15 protein-coding genes and 1 pseudogene are annotated in these 18,432 nt (G+C 70.8%); 7 read left to right on the top strand and 9 right to left on the bottom strand.

From position 1 onward, the window contains the following. Positions 1–160: 160 nt before the first annotated feature. Positions 161–787 (bottom strand): MarR family transcriptional regulator, encoded by a 627-nt coding sequence (locus ABZ749_RS08335; RefSeq protein ID WP_357224312.1) that lies wholly within the window; start codon positions 785–787, stop codon positions 161–163. Between the two features lie 97 nt (positions 788–884). On the opposite strand from ABZ749_RS08335, the gene ABZ749_RS08330 reads away from it, so the two are divergent. After that, positions 885–2,015, top strand: a complete 1,131-nt coding sequence (locus ABZ749_RS08330) for a PP2C family protein-serine/threonine phosphatase (protein WP_357224308.1) — start codon at positions 885–887, stop codon at positions 2,013–2,015. Positions 2,016–2,022: 7 nt separating this feature from the next. Here the strand turns inward: ABZ749_RS08330 and ABZ749_RS08325 are convergent, their stop codons facing one another. From ABZ749_RS08325 to ABZ749_RS08295, 7 genes are all read right to left on the bottom strand, one after another. Next, positions 2,023–3,489, bottom strand: a complete 1,467-nt coding sequence (locus tag ABZ749_RS08325; RefSeq protein WP_355009015.1) for a sugar transferase — start codon at positions 3,487–3,489, stop codon at positions 2,023–2,025. Between the two features lie 231 nt (positions 3,490–3,720). Then, positions 3,721–5,478 (bottom strand): substrate-binding domain-containing protein, encoded by a 1,758-nt coding sequence (locus ABZ749_RS08320; RefSeq protein ID WP_357224304.1) that lies wholly within the window; start codon positions 5,476–5,478, stop codon positions 3,721–3,723. 158 nt (positions 5,479–5,636) lie between these two features. Next, positions 5,637–6,674 (bottom strand): lactonase family protein, encoded by a 1,038-nt coding sequence (locus ABZ749_RS08315; RefSeq protein WP_357224301.1) that lies wholly within the window; start codon positions 6,672–6,674, stop codon positions 5,637–5,639. Positions 6,675–6,761: 87 nt separating this feature from the next. Further along, positions 6,762–7,364, bottom strand: a complete 603-nt coding sequence (locus ABZ749_RS08310) for an ATP/GTP-binding protein (protein WP_355008977.1) — start codon at positions 7,362–7,364, stop codon at positions 6,762–6,764. After that, positions 7,345–7,734 (bottom strand): DUF742 domain-containing protein, encoded by a 390-nt coding sequence (locus ABZ749_RS08305; RefSeq protein ID WP_357224298.1) that lies wholly within the window; start codon positions 7,732–7,734, stop codon positions 7,345–7,347. Before ABZ749_RS08305 ends, ABZ749_RS08310 begins: the two co-directional genes overlap by 20 nt. After that, the gene (locus tag ABZ749_RS08300) at positions 7,724–8,146 is read right to left on the bottom strand and encodes a roadblock/LC7 domain-containing protein (protein WP_357204255.1); all 423 of its coding nucleotides are present in this window, start codon (positions 8,144–8,146) and stop codon (positions 7,724–7,726) included. Before ABZ749_RS08300 ends, ABZ749_RS08305 begins: the two co-directional genes overlap by 11 nt. Then, positions 8,146–10,521 carry a nitrate- and nitrite sensing domain-containing protein gene (locus ABZ749_RS08295; RefSeq protein ID WP_357224294.1) on the bottom strand — a complete coding sequence of 792 codons (2,376 nt, stop codon included), beginning with the start codon at positions 10,519–10,521 and terminating at the stop codon, positions 8,146–8,148. Before ABZ749_RS08295 ends, ABZ749_RS08300 begins: the two co-directional genes overlap by 1 nt. A 287-nt stretch (positions 10,522–10,808) precedes the next feature. Between ABZ749_RS08295 and ABZ749_RS08290 the strand changes: the two genes are divergently transcribed. The 5 genes from ABZ749_RS08290 (at position 10,809) to ABZ749_RS08270 (ending at position 15,156) form a co-directional block, all read left to right on the top strand. After that, a complete protein-coding gene (locus ABZ749_RS08290) occupies positions 10,809–11,402 on the top strand; it encodes a hypothetical protein (RefSeq protein ID WP_357204252.1) in 594 nt (197 codons plus the stop codon). Between the two features lie 11 nt (positions 11,403–11,413). Then, positions 11,414–12,487, top strand: coding sequence for a hypothetical protein (locus tag ABZ749_RS08285; protein ID WP_357224289.1), 1,074 nt, complete (start codon positions 11,414–11,416; stop codon positions 12,485–12,487). Positions 12,488–12,674: 187 nt separating this feature from the next. Beyond that, positions 12,675–14,333, top strand: coding sequence for a sodium:solute symporter family protein (locus tag ABZ749_RS08280; protein ID WP_357224284.1), 1,659 nt, complete (start codon positions 12,675–12,677; stop codon positions 14,331–14,333). A 16-nt stretch (positions 14,334–14,349) separates the two neighbouring features. Further along, positions 14,350–14,658 carry a hypothetical protein gene (locus ABZ749_RS08275; protein ID WP_355008983.1) on the top strand — a complete coding sequence of 103 codons (309 nt, stop codon included), beginning with the start codon at positions 14,350–14,352 and terminating at the stop codon, positions 14,656–14,658. A 111-nt stretch (positions 14,659–14,769) separates the two neighbouring features. After that, a complete protein-coding gene (locus ABZ749_RS08270) occupies positions 14,770–15,156 on the top strand; it encodes a hypothetical protein (protein ID WP_357224280.1) in 387 nt (128 codons plus the stop codon). Between the two features lie 127 nt (positions 15,157–15,283). On the opposite strand, the gene ABZ749_RS08265 is transcribed toward ABZ749_RS08270, so the two are convergent. Further along, positions 15,284–17,074, bottom strand: a complete 1,791-nt coding sequence (locus tag ABZ749_RS08265) for a glycoside hydrolase family 6 protein (RefSeq protein WP_357224275.1) — start codon at positions 17,072–17,074, stop codon at positions 15,284–15,286. A 598-nt stretch (positions 17,075–17,672) separates the two neighbouring features. Between ABZ749_RS08265 and ABZ749_RS08260 the strand changes: the two are divergent. Next, positions 17,673–18,432: pseudogene (locus ABZ749_RS08260) on the top strand (hypothetical protein); the annotation flags it as partial.

Raw genomic sequence — 18,432 nt, 5'->3', positions numbered from 1 at the left:
GCCGCGCTCGTGGCGGCGGCCGGGCAACCGCCGGCGGCGCTGATCGACCGGGTGCTCCGCGCCGTCGACGACTGGGCGGGCGGGCAGGCCCACGACGACATCGCGATGCTGGCCGTGGGCGCTTCGGCATGACCGGCGGGCGACCGCCCGGCCGGCTCGATCAGGCGGTACGCGCCACCGGCGGGTCGCCGGCCGGCCACTCCCTGGTGCTGCCGACCGATCGCTCCGGGCCGCCCGACGAACCCGTCCACCCCGTTCGGGTCTGCCGACCCGAATCGCCCGACCAGTCCCCCGACCGCCCACCGGGCCGGTCCGGGCCGTCCGGCCAATCCCCCTGGTCCGTCGACTCATCCGACGCCGGCGCGTGCTTCGCCTGCTGGCGGCGGGCGGTCTCGTCGAACTCCCGCATCCCGCGCAGCAGCGCGTCGCGGCCCTCCCGACTCATCCCGCCCAGCACGGCGGCGAGTTGGCCCTGGCGGTCGGCCCGCAGCTCGGCGACGAGCCGGCGAGCCTCCGGGGTGAGGTGCAGCGAGATCTCCCGCCGATCGAAACGGCCCGGCTCACGCTCCAGCATGCCGGCGGCGACCAGCCGGTCGCAGAGACGGCTGGCGGAGCTGAGCAGCATGTCGAGTCGGGTGGCGAGCCGACGCAGGTTGATTCCGTCGTACTGTTCCACCACCATCACCGCGCGCAACTGGGCGCCGGACACGCGGTTGGCGGTCCCTTCCCGGGCAGACTCCCAGATGCCCAGCAGGGCAGCGGCTGTCGCATCCAGCGCGGCAGCCATACTCGTCTCAGGGTCCGTCGGACGGTTCAGTTCGGCCATGGTGGCCCGAGAGTACTCCGAACCTCCTGGTGGTCGAGCTTTCAGTGAAGGACTGACGATGAGCGAACCGGTCAATCGGGCACGACGTGCCCTGAACGAGACACCAGCTGACCGGCTCGTCGGTGGCATCGGGGACGTGCTCGCCCAGTCGTACGGGATCACCGACGTCGAGCTCTACCAGATCGACTACCGGATCGCGGAGCTGCTGCCACTCGGCGACGACGACTCGATCACCAGCCCCGGGCACCCCGCCTGGCGCGCCTTCGACCACCAGTCGCCGATACTGGCCGACGGCACTGCCTGGATCCCGGTCACCATGCGTGGCGAACGCCGAGGGGTGCTGCGCCTGTCACCCGTTCCGGACGACCAGGACGTCGTCGCCGCGCTGGCCGAGATCGCCACCGCGCTCGCCCACGAGGTGGCGGCGGTCTCCGCCGGCACCGACGTCTATCTGGCGGCCAAGCGCACCCAACGCCTCACCCTGGCCGCCGAGATGCAGTGGGACCTGCTCCCCGGCCGCAGCCGGATCCGACCCTCGTTCAGCCTGGCCGGGCAGTTGGAGCCGGCGTACGCCGTGCGCGGCGACAGCTTCGACTGGTCCGACGACGGGGAACGGGTCTGGTTGTCCACGATCAACGGCACCGGTGAGGGGGTGGCCGCGTCGCTGCTCACCTCGCTGGCCACCCACGCGCTGCGCAACGCGCGTCGGGCCGGGCTGAGCCTGGCCGACCAGGCCGCCCTCGCCGACCAGGCCATCTACGACCTGTACCGGGGCGAGCAGCACCTCTCCGCGTTGCTGATGGAGTTGGACCTTCGCTCCGGGATGATGACAGTGGTGGACGCCGGCTCACCCCGGCTGGTCCTGCTCCGCGACGGGGACGTCACCGAGCAGCCGCTGGAGGCGCAGTTCCCGCTGGGCATGTTCGAGGCGACCGACTACCACGAGCAGAAGTTCCCGCTGCAGCGCGGCGACCGGGTCTTCGTGGTCAGCGACGGGGTGGTGGAGGCCACCGGTCAGCACATGCGCTACGGCGAGACGGCGCTGGACCGGTTCCTGCGCCGGACCGGGCCGATGGCCCCCCTGGACGCCGTCCGGTCGCTGATCGGTGATCTGCGCGCGTTCGTGTCGGGTGACCTGGTCGACGACGCGGTGGTCGTCTGCCTGGACTGGACCGGCCCGCAGCCGTGACCGGTGGTCAGTACGCGCCGCGGCCGTTCAGCACCGCGCCGAAGGTCTTCCAGAGGATGGTGAGGTCGGCGGCGAGGGACCAGTTCTCCACGTAGTAGAGGTCCAGCCGGATGCCGTCCTCCCAGCTCAGGTCGGAGCGGCCACTGACCTGCCACAGGCCGGTCATTCCGGGCTTGACCAGCAGCCGTCGGGCCACGTCACCGTCGTAACGGGCCACCTCCGAGGGCAGCGGCGGGCGGGGCCCGACCAGGCTCATCTGCCCCAGCAGCACGTTGACCAGCTGCGGCAGCTCGTCCAGTGACCATTTGCGCAGCAGCCGGCCGACGCGGGTCACCCGGGGGTCCTGGCGCATCTTGAACATCAGGCCGTCGGTCTCGTTGCGCGCGGTCAGCTCGGCGAGCAGCGCGTCCGCGTTCACCACCATGGTGCGGAACTTGAACACGCCGAACTCCTGCCCGCCCCGACCGACCCGGACCTGCCGGAACAGCACCGGGCCCCGGCTGTCCAGCTTGATGGCCAGCGCGATGAACGCGATCAGCGGCAGCAGCACCGCCAGCGCCAACGACGAGACGGACCGGTCGACGAAACCCTTCACCAGCTTGCGCACCCCGCGGAACTCGGGCGCCTCGACGTGGATCAGCGGCAGGCCGGCGACCGGGCGGGTGTGGATGCGCGGGCCGGCGACGTCGGTCAGCGCGGGTGCCACGACCAGGTCGATGCCGGTCCCCTCCAACTGCCAGCCGAGGCGGCGCAGCCGGGCCGCGGTCAGCTCACCGGAGGCGGTCACCGCGACCGTGTCCGCGCCGATGGCGGTGGCGGCCTCCGGGATGCCCCGGAAGGACCCCACCACCGGCACGTCACCCAGCCGCTGCGCCACCGGCGCGAGCAGCGCGTCCGGGATGCAGGCGCCCACCACCTGGTAGCCGGCGTACGGCTCGCGGCGCAGCGTGTGGACCAACTCCAACACGTGAGCGGTGTCGCCGACCACCAGCACCTTGCGGGACCAGCCGGCACCCAGCGAGCGGGCCCGGTGCAGCCGCTTACGGGCGGCGAACCGCGCCACCTCCAGCCCGACGGTGCCCACCGCGAAGGAGATGCCCAGGAAACCCCGGGAGACGCCGACATCGGCGATGTAGCCGATGATGGCGATCGCCCCGGCCAGGCGCAGGCTGGCTGAGCTGACCCGCCGGTACTCGTCGGCCCCGTAGCCGATCACCCGGTCGTCGTAGCAGCCGAGCGCCTTGAGCGAGATCAGCCAGGCCAGCACCAATCCGGGGGCGACCAGCACGTACGGGATCTCCGAGCCGGTCGGCTCGTCGTCACCGAAACGGGCGACGTACCCGATCAGCAGCGCGATGATGAGGATGGTGGTGTCCAGCACCACCAGAACCCGGACGTAGGACCTTTCGTCGGCGCGCGCCACCAAACCGGCGCGTCGATCGTCCGGCTCCGCCGACGTGGCGGGGGTCAACAGTGTCGCCACGCTCACCGGCCCTCCCACTCTGTACAGGATGGCCCCGGCCGACGGGTCGGTCCGGAGGCGGACCGACCATGCCGGAACAGTCGACATCCTGCCTTGACAACTATGACTGCCGATTGCTTCCGACGTATTGCCGTCACTTTTCTTCAACAACCTGGTGGCCGAAAAGGGGCCTGCCACACCGAATCGACGGTACGGCAGGCCCCTGGACGTCTGAGCGTCGGATCAGCGCGGCGCTGGCGGACGCCGTGCGATGGCGCTGAGGAAGATGCTGCCGATCTCGCTCGGATCCTTCGTGACGAAGACGTCGCCACCGGTCACCTTGGTGATCGACTCCAGCTCTGCCTTGCTGACGCCCTCGCCGATACCGATCATGATGACCTGGACCGGCCGCTCCGGATCGGCGATCTGCTTGAGCTTGCTGAGCAACTGCTGCTGGTTGAGGCCGTTGTCGTCCTCGTTCTTGCCGTCGGTGAACAGCACGATCGAGTTGACCCGGCCGGGCTGCCAGTTCTCCTGCACCGCCTGGTACGCGGCCAGCATGGTGTCGTAGAGGCCGGTGTCACCGCTGGAAGGCTTGACGGTGGCGAGGGCGCCCTCCAACTGGGCCCGCTGACCGGAGAGCGGCCCGATCGGGACCAGCTCCCGGTAGTCCCGGTTGCCGACGAGCTTGGTGGAGAAGGTCCACAGGCCGATCGACCAGGAGTCGTCGAAGAGGCCGAGGCCGCGACGGGCCGCGTCGACGGTCACCTCTTCCCGGCTGCGATTGTTGGCGCTGGGCACCGGGTCCTTCATCGAGCCGGAGACGTCGATGACGGCGAGCATCCGACCGGACTGGGTGGCGATCGACCAGCTGGAGACGACCCGCTGGATGGCGGCCGGGTCGAGGCCACCCGCCGCGGTGCCGCCGTTCGCCGGTGCGGTCGGCGCGCCGCCGGACGGGCTCGGAGCACCCTGTGGCGCCTTGAAACCATCGCCCCAGTTGCCGTCCGGCGCGCGCAGCGACTGCGCGGCGAGCCGGTTACGGAAGGTCGGGCTGGTGAGCAGCTCGTACAGCACCTTGGCCGCCGACGCCTTGCTCGGCTCGATGCCGGGCAGCACCGCGTACGGGTAGTCCAGCGGCATCGGCGCCGGCTCCATGTAGAGCGCGGCCAGCGGCACCGGCGGCTTCTTGCTGTTGTACGCGATCACGTCTTCTTCGGACAGAGCCGCCGCGCCGAGACCGCTCGCGATGGACGTCGAGTCGTTGGCCGTGGGGAAGCGGGCCAGCAGGTCGTTGCGGAGCGAGGAACGCCCGGTGGCCAGTGCGCGGAGCGCTCCGACGGTGTTGCGCTGGGCGTCGCCGCCGGCGCCGTTCGCCGCGGCGGTCAGCGAGAGCAGACCGGACAGACCCGCAGCGTCGCGGGTCGGCTCGACGATCCCGGTCCGCAGCGGAGAGCTGGTGTTGTTGACCTGCTTGAGCAGGTCGGTCCAGTTGAACTTCTTGTCCGGCCAGCCCAGTCGGGTGGCGATCGGCTCGGGCATCGCGACGACGATCGGGCTGCGCGCGATGGACTGGCCGTTGGTCGGAGCGAACGCCGTCGCGTCCTTCTTCAGCCGCAGCAGCCAGGTCGAGGAGTCGGGCACCCAGACGTCCGGGCTGACGGCGGTGCCACTGGCCTGCCCCACACCGGCCAGCAGGGCCCCGTGCTTGGCCGCCACCACGGCCGCCACGTCGACCGGGTCGGACGCGGACACGTCGACGCGAATGCAGGTCGGGCCCACCGCTGCGCCGTCCTTCACCCACTGGGACGCGGCGGCGTCCACCGCTGGCGCGAGTTCGGAGGCGACCGCCACGGCTAGTCGGATCTCTCCCGAGCAGCTGGGCTGGATCAACTCCTGGTAACCGAACCACGCGCCCGTCGTCACGACGAGCACACCCGCCGTTGCGGCGGCGGCGGCTAGGTGGAGTTTCGAACGCATGCGATGGCGGCCTGCTGACACGGTGACCATCTTGCGTACTAGGTGCCGTCTCTGCCACATCCGTTCGGACTAAAGTTACGGAGGAGAAACAGTTGACCACTTTTTTGCAACACAGAGTGACGGGTCAGCCTCGCGGCGTTGCCAAACCAGTGCCACCCTCACGTCTATTTAGCGAGCGTTCAGGGCAGCACGCACGTCGGGCTCGGCACCGGCACCGGCTCGCCGGCCGCCTCCAGGACGCCGGTGTCGGCATCGCGACGGAACACCCGCACCATGTCCGCCCGCTCGTCGGCGACGTAGAGGTGCTCCCCGATCAGAGCGAAGTGCCGGGGCCACTCCCCGCCGGTGTCCACTTCGGCCACCAGTTCGGGCAACTCCCCGGCCAGTGCGAAGACCGCCAGCGTCCCCACCCCACGGTTGGCGACGTAGAGGAACCGGCCGTCCGGGGCGACCGCGACCTCCGACGGCTGGACGTGACCGGCGCGCCCGCTCGCCTCGACCCGCCCGCGCTGGTGCAACGCGCCGTCGTCGGTCAGCTCGTAGGCGGTGACCGAGGCGTCCAGCTCACCGACGACGTAGCAGCGCCGTCCGTCGGGGTGCCGGGCCAGGTGTCGGGGGCCGGCTCCGGGCTTCGTACGCACCCGGGGCGCACGCGGCACCAGTCGTCCGGTCGCCTCGTCCAGGTCGTACCGGTAGACCGAGTCGGTGCCGAGATCCACGCCGAAGATCGGCCCCTGGCCCGCACCGGGCGAGACCATGTGGGCGTGGGCGTGGTCCTGGCGCTCCGGGTCGGGGCCGTGCCCCTCGTGCACCACCAGGTCGGTGCGCTCGCCGGGCACGCCCTGCGGGTCGAGCGGGAAGACCGCGATGCTGCCGCTGCCGTAGTTGGCCGCCAGCAGGTGACCGCCACCGGGCAGCACCGCCAGGTGGCAGGGCTCCGCGCCGCCGGTCGACCGACTGCCGAGCGGGTCCAGCGCGCCGTCCGCACCCACCTGCCAGGCGCTGATCTCGCCGTCCGTCAGCTCGTTGACCGCGTAGAGCACCGGCTGGGTGGGGTGCCGGACCAGGAACGAGGGGGACGGGGTGACCGCCACAGTGCCGAGCGGGGTCAGCGCCCCGGTCCTCGGGTCGCGACGCGCGGCGACGATGCCGCTGCCCCGCCCGCCGCTCTGCGCGGTGTAACCCCCGATGTGGACGACCTCACCCTGACCGCTCACGCCCAACTCCTCCGCCGGCAACCTTCGTTGATCCAACCAGAGGCTGCCCGCGTTGCCCGCCCGTTAACCAGCTTTCCGGCCCGGATCTCAGGCCGCCGGCACCGGCTCACCGCGCTGTCGGGCGACGTGCTCCACCAGAGAGATCAGAACCATCTTCCCGGACTGCCGGTCCCGGGCGTCGCAGAGCACCATCGGTACGTCCGGGTCCAGGTCGAGCGCTCGGCGTACGGTCTCCAGGTTGAACCGGCGGGAGTCGTCGAAACAGTTCACGCCCACCACGAACGGGATTCCCCGCTGCTCGAAGTAGTCGATGGAGGGGAAGCAGTCGGCCAACCGCCGGGTGTCGGCGAGCACCACGGCGCCGAGCGCACCGAAGGCCAGCTCGTCCCAGAGGAACCAGAACCGGTCCTGGCCCGGCGTGCCGAACAGGTAGACCTGAAGGTCCTCGTTGATGGTGATGCGGCCGAAGTCCATCGCCACAGTGGTGGTGGACTTGCCCTCCACGCCGGAGAGGTCGTCGGTGCCGATCCCGGCACCGGTGAGCACCTCCTCGGTCTGCAACGGACGGACCTCGCTCAGGGCGCTCACCAAGGTCGTCTTGCCAGCTCCGAAGCCTCCCGCGATGAGGATCTTCAGTGCCAGCGGGATGGTGGTGCTGGTGCCCACCTGGTCATAGCGCACGGAGTCCACTGACCACCGCCTTGAGGATGTCGTCGTCGGGAAGGATGCCGGCGGCCGGCGGCTCGTGCACCGCGACCAGGCCCTCGGCGAGCAGATCACCGAGCAGTACCCGGACCACGCCGACCGCGAGGTCCAGCTCGGCTGCCAGTTCGGCCACCGACACCGGCCGGTGGGCCAACGTGACCAGCCGTCGATGCTCCGGCAGCAGATGAGAAAGGCTTGTCGCGTCGACGTCCGAACCGGCCAACACGAACGCGACCAGGTTGAATCCGTCGACGGCGGGGCGTACTCGGCCTCCGGTGAGGGTGTACGGGCGCATCACCGGGCCGGCTTCACCGTCCAGCCACTCGTGCTGCGGCCCGGGCGGTTCAGTCCGCATCTCCGGCACCCGCCGCCGATCGGGCCGGCGCGGCGAGGCTCTCCCCCACGCGGATCACCAGCATCGCCATCTCGTACGCGACCAGCCCGATGTCCGCGTCGGCGTCGCTCACCACGGCCAGGCAGGCACCCTGCCCGGCGGCGGTGACGAAGAGGTACGCCTCCTCCATCTCCACCACTGTCTGCCGGACCGGGCCGCCGTCCACGTGCCGGCTGGCGCCTCGGGCGAGGCTGGAGAAGCCGGCGGCGAGCGCACAGAGGTGCTCGGCGTCGGAGCGCTCCAGCTCGGCCGAGCAGCCGAGCAGCAGGCCGTCGGCGGAGAGCACCACCGCCTCGCGGGCGGCGGGTACCCGTTGCACCAGTTCGTCGAGCAACCAGTCCAGGCCGGCGCTCTGCTTCGTCGAATGCGGCACTAGGCGTCCCTCTCAGTCGCGGTCGGGGGTTCGGGGGTCGTCGGCGGGCCGGTGGGGGCCGCCTGGACCACCGGGCCGGTCGGCGCTGGCGGGCCGGTCGGCGCTGGCGGGGTGATGGCGGTGGCGCGTCCGCGCGCCGTGCCGGCCTGGAGCGCCGCCATCACCTGGCGGACCTCCTCCGGCGAGCGGGGCGACGGCATGTCGGTGACGGTCGAGCGGGGCTGGGCGGCGGGGGTACGGCGTCGCACCCGGCGGGGCAGACCATCCAGCTCGTCGTCCGGCTCGTCGGGGGTGGCCGACCCCTCGACGAGCCCATCGGCGGGCGCGACGGTAGAGGTCGGCGCTCCGGCGGGCGGGGCCGTGCTGGCGGACGGGGCCGTCGGCGGGCGGGTACGGGGGCGGGTCACGGCGCCCCGGCGCGCCGTCCGGGCCAGCCGCCGGCTCGGGTCGGCCGACGCGGTGTCGAGCGTGGCGGGGTCGGGGCCGGCCGGCGGCTCGGTGGTGACCAGGTCGCCGGGGACCAGCACCACGGCGGTCACGCCCCCTTCCCCGGATGGGCGCAACAGCACCCGTACGCCGTGCCGGGCCGCCAGCCGGGCCACCACGAACAGGCCGAGTCGGGCGCTCTGCGCCGGGTCGAACTCGGGCGAGCTGGCCAGTCGGGTGTTGGCGGTCTCCAGTGCCGCGGCGGACATGCCCAGCCCCTGATCGGTGATCTCCAGGGCGTACCCGTCGGCAACCTGCGCGCCGGTGACGGTGACCCGGGTGTCCGGCGGGGAGAAGGCGGTGGCGTTCTCGAACAGCTCGGCGAGCAGGTGGATGACGTCGCCGACCGCCCGCCCCAGCACGCCGGCCGGCTGCACGGCCTTGACGTCCACCCGTTCGTACGCCTCGACCTCGGAGATTGCGCCACGGATCACGTCGACCATCGCGACCGGGTTCCGCCAACCCCGACCGGGCGCGGAGCCGGCGAGGATGACCAGATCCTCGGCGTGCCGGCGCAGCCGGGTGGCCAGGTGGTCGACCTGGAACAGCTCGGCCAGCTCGTCCGGGTCCTCGCTACGCCGCTCCATCCGGTCCAGCAGGTGCAACTGACGGTGCACCAGGCTCTGGCTGCGTCGGGCGATGTTGAGGAAGACCTCGTTGAGCCCGCGACGCAGGGTGACCTCGTCCACCGCGGCCTGGACGGCGGTGCGCTGCACCTCGGTGAAGGCGCGCCCGACCTCGCCGATCTCGTCGTGGCCGTACTCCAGTGGTGGTGCCTCCCGGGCGACGTCGACCTGCTCGCCACGGCGCAGCCGGGCGACCACGTCGGGCAGCCGGTGCTCGGCCAGCTCCAGCGCTGCGGTGCGGACGCCGCTGAGCCGGCGGACCAGGGTGCGGCCGACCCGCAGCGCCACCAGCACCGAGACGACGACTGCGACGAGCCCGAGTACGCCGGCGGCGGCCAGCCGCACCAGGATGCGGACCGCCATCGGCACCGAACGGTCGGCGAGAGCGTCGGCCTCGGACAGTTCGAAGTCCCGCAACTGCTGCTGTACCGCGTCCTGGCTGGCCTGCCATGCCGCGGCGTCGACAGTCGGCCGGCCGGACCGGTTGGGCACGACCAGCGCGTCCTGCATGCTGCGAAGCCGGGTGAACGCCTCGCTCTCGGTCAACCGTTGGTACGCGACCCGGCTGCTCTCGGGCAGGTCTGCCACGGCGCTCTCGGTGAGCCACCGTTGGTTGCCGATGGCCTGGACGAGCTGCGTGTGCTCCCCCTCGGCGAACCGTCCGGCGGTCAGCGCGCCGGCCAGCAGCGCGTCGCTCTGGCCGAGCAGTTCCCGGGAGCGACCCAGCGCGGTGAGCGCCAACGCCTGCCGGTTGATGTCCGGGTCGGTGAGGGTCGCCATGCCGGCGAACGCCTGGAAGGCCGCGGCGACCATGCCGCTGTAGAGGCCGATCGCACCGGCCCGGTCCACCTTGCGCTCGTCGATGAACCTCCGCCCGTCGGGTAGCGCCGCCAGGGAGTTGACCAGCTGGTCGACCCGGGTTTCCAGCAGGTCGTCAGCGGCGTCGCGCAGCGGTTCCCCGTCCACCCGGCGGCGCAGCTCGGCGACCGCCCGGTCGGTGCGCCCGCGCTGCTCGGCGAGGGCGGGCAACTCGGTGTCGCCGGCGAGCTGCACCACCGAGAGTCGGCGTTCCCGTTGCAGCTCGGTGACCACCGTCTCGCCGGGGCGACCCAGGTCGTACAACAGGGTGCGGGCGGAGAGAAGGTTCAGGGCGGGACCGAAGGTCAGCGTGGTCGCGAAGATCCACAGCGCCAGGAGCGCGGTCACCGGCGCGACGACCAACGCGGTCAGCTTCGAGCGGATCGGCCAGTCGCGGGTTTTCATCAGACCTCGCCCGTACAGGGTGGCAGGAGGGGTGCCGGCACCGCCGGGCACCGCGCCTGCCGGCTGCGCGCCCGGCCGCGTCGCCGGGCACCGGCGCGGGCGCCTTGGGCAGGATACGTAATCGGAGGCTGTTTCACTACCGCCCGTGTCGTCACCGCCCAAGCGCCGCTTCCGGGATGAATCAGGTCTCGGCCGGTGAGTGGTTGCGCCCCTCGTCAGGAAAGTGTCTCGGATCGGGATTGGCGATCACTGCGCGGAGGGAATAGCAGAGGGCGAAGGAGGAGCCCATGTCGCCCACGCAGATAGTCGTCATCGTGCTCGTCGTGCTGGTGATCGTCGCGGTGCTGGCCGTGGCCGCCCGCTCGCTCAACAACCGCCGGGCCCTGCGCAACCGGTTCGGCCCGGAGTACGACCGGGTGGTGGCGGAACAGGACAGCCGGTCCGCCGCGGAGCGCGAACTGCGCGACCGGGAACGCCGGCATGCCGAGCTCACGCTCACCCCACTCACCCCGGAGTCCCGGGCTCGCTACGCCGCGGCCTGGGAGGAACTCCAGGTCCGCTTCATCGACTCCCCCGGCGAGACGGTGGGCGACGCGGACGAACTGGTCACCCGGCTCATCGAGGAGCAGGGCTACCCGACCGGTGACTTCTCCGACCAGATCGCCCATCTCTCCGTCGAGCACGCTCGCACTCTGACCAACTACCGGGACGCGCACGAGATCCACCTGCGCAACTCCCGGGGCGAGGCCAGCACCGAGGAGTTGCGGCAGGCCGTCGTGCACTACCGCGCACTCTTCGCCGACCTGCTGGGCGAGGAGCCGGTCGGCCACCGCACGCCCGAACAGCGCCACCACCCGGACCACGACGCCACGAGCCGCTGAGGAGGCCACCGATGCGCCAGGAAGAGCAGCAGGTGAGCAACGACCACCCGGAGGCCGTCCGCTCCGCGCCCGTGCCGGTACCCCCGGCCGACGACCGGGCCGACCGCTCCGACGTCCCGGAGGACGCCCTCGACGACCGGGGCACCTTCGACGACCAGACCGCCGCCCACGAGCGGGCCGACGACACCGACCGGGACGCCGCGTACGACGACGACACCGACCGGGACGCCGCGTACGACCCGGCCGACGATGAGCTGACCGACGACTCCGACCCGCGCCACCGGCGCGACGGCCGGTCCACCGACGAGGGCGGTTTCCACGAGCCGGGGCCGCTGCCGACGACGTTCGGCGCCACCACGGTGGCCGACGCGGTGGCCGCCTCCGCACTGGCCAGCCCGCACCCGCAGGATCAGCCGGACCCGAGGGCCGAACGGACCGCCCAGCCGGGCGACGGCGCCGAGGACGGTGAGCGGGAGGGCCTGCGCGCCGACCCCACCGCCGAGCTGCACCGCCGCGACGCGTACGTCGACGACAGCGCGGACGTCGACGACCGCACCGACCTGGACGACCGCGCCGACTCGGACACGTCCGCGCGCACCGTCGTCGCGCCGGGGAGCACTGACGGCGACCCTGAGCGGCGCGGCGACCTGACCGGCGACCGGGACGCCGCGACGGCGGGCGCGGCCGGCTACGGCAGCGCGACACCGGAGATGGTCGACCCGGACGCGGACGGCGAACCGGTCCCCGGCGACGACACCAGCACCACGCTGGAGTCCGCCGGAACATCCCGACCCGCCGGGTCGACAGTCGCCGCCGAGCCGGCCACGCTTCTCGACACGGACACGGCGCAGGGCTTCCGGGACCGCTGGCGGGACGTGCAGCTGCGTTTCGTCGACGACCCGCAGGCGGCTGCCGGCGAGGCGCAGTCGCTGGTGGAGGAGGCCATTCAGGCCCTCTCCTCGGCGCTGGCCGCGCAGAAGAACACGCTGGGCGGTTGGCAGGACGCCGGCTCGGCCGACACCGAGCAACTGCGGATGGCGGTCCGCAACTACCGGGACTTCCTGGACCGCGTACTCGGTCGCTGAGTCCACCAGACCGACACTGGCGCCCCGGCCGAAACGGCCGGGGCGCCCTTCTGCGTACCGATCCAGCCAGACCGCCCGAAGGGGTCAGACACGCCCGGGCGCAACGTCCGGGAGTGAAACCGCGCGGATTGGGTAATAGGGCGCGCGCGAACCAACCAGCGCGTACGTCGGGGCGAGGGGTGACGGGATGGACGGCGACGGTCTTCGGCTCAACATGAACGGCCTGGACTACCTGATCCTGGCGCTGTACTTCGTCACCGTCCTCGGGGTCGGCTTCGCCGCGCGCCGGGCCATCCGGACCAGCGTCGACTTCTTCCTCTCCGGTCGCTCCCTGCCGGCCTGGGTGACCGGTCTCGCCTTCGTCTCGGCGAACCTGGGCGCGTTGGAGATCATCGGAATGGCCGCCAACGGGGCCCAGTACGGCGTCATGACGGTCCACTACTACTGGATCGGCGCGGTCCCGGCGATGGTCTTCCTGGGCATCGTGATGATGCCCTTCTACTACGGCTCCAAGGTCCGCAGCGTGCCGGAGTACCTGCGGCTGCGCTTCAACCGCCCCACCCACCTGCTCAACGCGATCAGCTTCGCCGTCGCCCAGGTGCTGATCGCCGGCGTGAACCTGTACGCGCTGGCGCTCGTCATGCAGGCGCTGCTCGGCTGGCCGCTCTGGACGGCGATCGTGGTGGGCGCGGCGATCGTGCTGGCGTACATCACCATCGGCGGCCTGTCCGGGGCGATCTACAACGAGGTGCTCCAGTTCTTCGTCATCCTGGCCGGCCTCATCCCGGTCACCGTGATCGGCCTGGTCAAGGTCGGCGGGTGGAACGGCCTGATGGACGCGGTCGGCGACACCAAGCTCGGCGAGGCCGGCCTGCACGCGTGGCAGGACACCGGCAGCACGGCCAACCCGCTGGGCGCGCACTGGATCGGCATCGTCTTCGGCCTCGGCTTCGTGCTGTCGTTCGGCTACTGGACGACGAACTTCGCCGAGGTGCAGCGGGCCCTCTCGGCCAAGAACATGAGCGCCGCCCGGCGTACGCCGATCATCGCCGCGTACCCGAAGCTGTTCATCCCCCTGGTCACGATCATCCCCGGCCTGGTGGCCCTGGTCACGGTGAAGGGTCTCGGCGCGGAGAGCGGCGACCTGCAGTACAACAACGCCATCCCGCTGCTGATGCGCGACCTGCTCCCCAACGGCGTGCTCGGGGTCGCGGTCACCGGCCTGCTCGCCTCGTTCATGGCCGGCATGGCGGCCAATGTGAGCGGCTTCAACACCGTCTTCACCTATGACATCTGGCAGGCGTACATCCGCCGTGACCGGTCGGACGAGTACTACCTGCGCGTCGGCCGGTGGGCGACGGTCGCCGCCGTCGTGATCGGGATCGGCACCGCGTTCATCGCGGCCGGGTTCAGCAACATCATGAACTACATCCAGGCGCTCTTCTCCGTCTTCAACGCGCCGCTGTTCGCCACCTTCATCATCGGCATGTTCTGGAAGCGGATGACCGCGCTGGCCGGCTTCTGGTCGCTGCTGCTGGGCACCCTGGTGTCGCTGAGCCTCTACCTGCTCTACAAGGGCGGGGTGATCGATTTCAACTCCGACCTGGAGGAGAGCTTCTGGGGTGCCGGTCTGGCGTTCGTCACGGCGGTGGTGGTCGCCGCGATCGTCACCCCGCTCACCTCACCCAAGCGGGACGAGGAGTTGCGCGGGTTGGTGTACGGCATGGGCGGCGTCGACCTGAAGGGCGACGTGCTCGCCGGGGACGCCGCCTGGTACCGCTCCCCGGTGCTGCTCGGTCTGATCGCGGTCGCGCTGGCCGCCCTCTTCTACATCCCGGTCTTCTGAGGAAAGGGGTCGGCAGATGAGCAACGACGGCCAGCCGGCACAGGACCCACTGATCGACGAGGCACAGGCGGAGCAGCGGCGCTCGGCCGCGGCCCGGTTGTTCGACATCCGCCGGGTGATCGGTGGCCTCTTCGTCGCGTACGGGGTCATCGTCACGCTGATCGGCATCTTCGACAGCCGAGCCGAGATCGACAAGGCCGAAGGCGTACGGATCAACCTGTGGGCCGGGCTGGCGATGCTCGTGTTCGGTCTACTCATGCTGCTCTGGCAGTGGTGGCGCCCAGCGGAGGCGCCGGAGCCGAACGAGCAGCAGCCCGACGCCTGACCGCACTGCGCTGGCACGGCCCGCCCCGACCGCCGGGCGGTGCGGCATGAGCCCGGCACGAAGGGGTACGCGGGGGAATCAGGCACCGTGTCGGACCCAGGAGGCAGCACCATGACCGATCGCGATGGCCAACCGCCGCTGGAGGACAGCCCCGAGGTGGCCTCGGCGGTGGACGATGACGCCACCGTGCCGCAACTGCGGACCGGAGGTGGCCCGGACCGGGACACACCGGGCTTCGCCGAACCCCGCGGTCGACCGGGCGACCTCGCACCCGACACCGACGAACTGATCGGCGACCCGTACGCCGCCGGCACCGGGGCGACCGGGACGGGCACCGGTGCCGGCGGGGACAACATCCGCACCGGGGGCGAGCAGCCCTGGGAGCCGGAGGACCTGGTGATGGCCCGCGGGCAGGATCTGACGCCGGAGAACCTGGAAAAGGCTCGCCGTGACCTGGCCGAGCAGGGCCAGGCGGCGATCGAACGCACAGTGCCCTGATCGGGCCGACAAAAAAGGGGGGGTCCCCGGCCCGACCTGTGACGGTCGAGCCGGGGACCCGGGGGGAACCTGCTGCCAACAGTGCCTCACCAACCACTGGCAGCGGGTTGGTGCGTGAGCTACCCGATCAGAGCGCCGGGTAGGCGTTGCGCATGAGCTCCTGGAACTGGGCGGAGAACCAGGCACCGGAGATCGGCGCGTTGCCCAGAGCCCCCGACGGATTGTTGCCGTTGCGGGCGTTGCCGCCGTACGTCGGGTCACACATCCGGTCGAAGCCCTTGCCCTCGTTGTTCGGGATCTCGCTGCTGGAGCCGTCCGACTCGCCCGGCGGCTTCACCCAGACGTAGGCGTCGATGCCCGTCGCCGGGTTCGCCCGGGGCCGCTCACCGAGACCGGCACCGGCCTGGTTGCACCAGTTGCCGAGGTGCGCCCGGCGGTCGATGCGGCCACCGTTGACGTACGTGTCGACGCTCGTCGTCGCGCCCGGCCCGGTGGGTCGCGCGGAGCCGCCCCAACCGTTGCGGGAGGTGTCGATGAGCATGCCGATGTTCGAGTTGAAGCCCAACGAGACCAGCTTGGTCCGGAACGCCTGGGCGAACGACAGCTCGTCGACGTAGTAGTTCCAGTCGACCCACTTGGACTGCCGCACCGTCTGGCCGTTCACGTTGTCGGTGACCTTGAAGTACGGCTCCTGGAGCGCCGAGTAGTTCGCGGTGTTGGTGATGAATCCGTGCACGTTGTTGACCGTGCTGCCGGAGGCGACCGCGGCGGTCTTCAGGATTTCGGCGCTCGGGTTGAAGTTGCTGTCCCAACCGAGCCAGCCGTGGTGGCCGGAGTCGATGTAGTTGTAGACGTTGCCGATCGCGCCCAGCTTGGCCAGGGCGTAGCCGACGCCGTTGACGTAGGCGCCGTTTGCCTTGACCGTGTCGCACATGACCGTGCCGCCAGGCTGGCCGGAGGTGTTGGTCACCAGGTTCGGCAGCGAGTCGATCTCGATGATGTTGATGATCCGCAGGCTGCTGTACTTCGACTGACTCTGGATCGCGGCGATCGGGTCGATGTACTGGGCCTTGTACTTCGGCAGCTCGTCCGGACCCAGCTCACCGTTGGAGGCGAGCGCCGAGCAGTCCCGGCCGGGCAGGTTGTAGATCACGAACTGGATGTAGCCGGCGCCTTGGCGCAGCGCCTCGTCCAGGTGCTCCTTCACCCCGAAGGCGCCGTTGGAGCTGCTGTTCGGCGTGCCGTTGATCGCGGCGATCCGGTCCAGCCAGACGGCTGTGGGGTTGTTGGAAACCCGGCTTCCGCCGGCCTCGGCGTCCGCCTTGGCCTTCCACTCCGGGTTCACGTAGCCGCGGACCCCGACGTACGGGTTGTCGACCTTGGTGCCGGGCGGCGGCGTGGTCGGCGGATCGGTCGGCGGATCGGTCGGCGGGTCCGTCGGCGGATCGGTCGGCGGGTCGGTCGGCGGGGACGTCGTCGGCGGGGTGGTGCCACCGTTGCAGGCCACGCCGTTGAGGGTGAACGAGGTCGGCTTCGGGTTGCTGCCGCTCCACGCGCCGTTGAAGCCGATGCTCGTCGACGCGCCGGTGGCCAGGGTGCCGTTGTAGGACATGCTCCGGGCGGTGACCTGGCTGCCGGACTGGGTGTACGTGGCCGACCAGCCCTGCTGCACCCGCTGGCTGGAGTTGGGGAAGGTCCAGCCGAGCGTCCAGCCGTTCAGCGGGTCGCCGACGTTCTTGATGGTGATGTTCGCGGTGAAGCCGCCCTGCCAGTCGTTACTCGTGTACGCGATGTCGCACTGCGTCGCGGCCTGTGCCGCGGTACCCGGAATCGTTACGAGCCCACCGGCGACCAGGGCACCCGCGCCAGCGAGCGCGAGGGCCCGGCGTGGGCCGGTTAACCTTCTCCACACATTCATGCCACTGATCTCCTTGGGCGAGACCGGGCCCACGTGCGGCCCGGCGGGACGGCCCGATGGGCGTCCTGCACGGACGGCCGTCGGCGCCACGGGATTCTTTGGGGGGCGCCCGACCCGGACGGGCGATAGTGGTGGTGGTGCCCGACCGATGCGTCGGCCGGTCGATCGGCGGCGGGTGCGTCGCCCGGTGAAACCGGGTGCCCTCGACTCCCTGCCTGCACGGTGTGGCTCTCAGAACCGCGTTCGCCGATTCTTGCATGGGAGCGCTTCCATGGCAATGGCTCGATGCGTTGCCGGAGCCGCTTCGGACGATACCTCCGAGCGCGCCGCGCCGGCACGCGCCGCCCGGACCCGCAGCTATCGGATGCCGGGGCAGGCCACGCGCGGGGAGCGCGGAACACCTCGGCACACCCAGAGGCCCCCGGGACACCTGACACGACACTCAGCGCGGCGAAAGCCGCGTACCACCCCTTCACCTCTTACTTGGATCAAAGGTAAAACGCGAATCTTTCACTTCATAAGTCATGAAACGGTCTAACGTCGGTCTTAGCTCGGTTGTCGCCGAGCTCAGGACAACAGGGATGGAGTGACGCAGGTCATGGCTAAGAAGATGCTCGGGAAGGTCGTTGCGGGCGCCGCGCTCGGCGGCGCGTCGCTCCTGGTGTTCGCACCGGGGATCGCGTTCGCCGACGGCCACGACGACGGCAAGGTCTACGCCAAGCCGCACGTCGTCAAGGCTGGCGACGAGGTCAAGCTCCTCGAGATCTGCCCGGATCGGCAGGAGCACGCGTACGTGTGGTCCAAGGTCACCGGCAAGGTCAAGCTCAAGCCGGCGGACGAAGACCGGGGCGAGGACCGCGAGTGGCGTGAGGAGGAGGACTCCTCCGACCACGACAAGGGCAAGGACGAACACGGCAAGGACGAGAACGGCAAGGACGACAAGGGCAAGGACGACAAGGGCAAGGACCACGAAGGCAAGGACGAGAACGGCAAGGACGACAACGGCAAGGACGAGCACGGCAAGGACGACAAGGGCAAGGACGAGAACGGCAAGGGCGGCCAGGGTGGCGGCGCTGCCGCCGACGCCTACGGCGACGAGGGCAGCAAGGACTGGAAGGGCGAGGAGCACGGCCAGGACGCCGAAGAAGGCCGTGACAAGAAGGACTGGGACTCCAAGGACGAAGACAAGAAGGACTGGGAGTCCAAGGACGAGCACGGCTCGGACAAGGGCTGGGAGAACAAGGACGAGCACGGCTCCGACTACGGCTCGGACAAGGGCTGGGAGAACAAGGACGAGCACGGCTCCGACTACGGCTCGGACAAGGGCTGGGAGAACAAGGACGAGCACGGCTCCGACC

The organism is Micromonospora sp. NPDC047753 (assembly GCF_040642735.1).
In the GTDB taxonomy this organism is placed as follows: Bacteria; Actinomycetota; Actinomycetes; order Mycobacteriales; family Micromonosporaceae; genus Micromonospora.
The sequence above is the reverse complement of the archived record's forward strand: the minus strand, read 5'-3'. Positions and strand labels throughout refer to the sequence as shown.